This window comes from Methyloversatilis sp. XJ19-49, assembly GCF_024580145.1.
Taxonomy (GTDB): Bacteria; Pseudomonadota; Gammaproteobacteria; order Burkholderiales; family Rhodocyclaceae; genus Methyloversatilis.
The window spans coordinates 1-1,103 of sequence record NZ_JANINI010000036.1; the positions used below are offsets into that span (position 1 = coordinate 1).

Below are 1,103 nucleotides of genomic sequence, written 5' to 3' on the forward strand. Positions count from 1 at the left end.
GTGACGCTGACGCCATTGTCCGGCCCGGCCGGAATGCCGGCGTAGCCGCCCGCTCCGCGCAGCAGGTTCGCGCTGAGCACGATGTTCAGCGGATCGATCAGCACCAGGCCCGCCGCGCCGCCCGCTCTCCCGTCAGCCAGAAACTGACCGCCAGCCAGCTCCACCGTGTCCTTCGCCGAAAATTCGACGAAGCCGCCGTCGCCGCTCGCCCCGGCACTCGCATCCATCACCGCACCGCTGCGGATGACCGCACTGCGCTCGGCCATCGAATACACGCGACCACCGTCCGAATCAGCCCCGTCACCGGCCGCCGTCACCATCGCGTCGATGTCGACCAGGATGTCGCGCCCGGCCCGAAGCTCGATTTCGCCCCCGTCTGTCGCACCGCCGCCGCGCGCATCCAGCGTGCCGGCGATTTCGATGTCCTCGTCCGCCGCAATGTAGATGCGCCCCGCCCGCTCGACCAGCCGGCTGCCCGCGCTCACACCCTGCGTATTGACGATGTCGGTGAAGTCCGGCGCCCGTCCCTCGAAGCGCGCACCCGTCAGCACCGCTCCGGCCACGCTCACCGTGCCCGCCGACAGCGTCACGCCGTCTGCCGCGTTGATCCGCCCGTCGATGCGGATCGCCGCACTCGACAGCGGCGCCGTCCCGTTGAGCAACTGACCGACCGCGCCTGCGTCCGGCCGGCCATTGACGAAGAAGCGGTCCGCGAAGCCCTGCGTCGGCGTGCTCACCGACAGCGAATCCACATTCACCACGCCACCCGCGCCGACGACAAATCCGTGCGGGTTGGCAAAGAACACATTGCCGCCGATGCGCCCGTCGCGGATCGCGTTCAGCGTGCCGTGGATGTCGCTGCGCGCGTCGCGCACGATGTTCACCAGATTCACCGCCCCGCTCGGCACGTGCAGGTTCGCCGTGTGCCCAGCATTGACGTTGAACGTGTTGAACGAGTTGAAACCCGAGTTGCCCGCAATCGTGCCGGTCCGGATGTCCGTCACCGCTCCGGCCGTGCTCACCGTCGTCAGCGTCCGGCCATCGGCCTGGATCGCCTGCGCCCACGCCGCCGGTGACATCAGCAGCGGCAGGCTCGCCATGCC

General features: G+C 69.4%; 1 protein-coding gene. It reads right to left on the reverse strand.

Features of this window, described 5'->3' with window-relative positions; translation table 11 throughout:
* The coding region (locus NMQ16_RS19120; protein WP_257082560.1) for a leukotoxin LktA family filamentous adhesin at window positions 1-1,103 on the reverse strand (1,103 nt) is incomplete at both ends.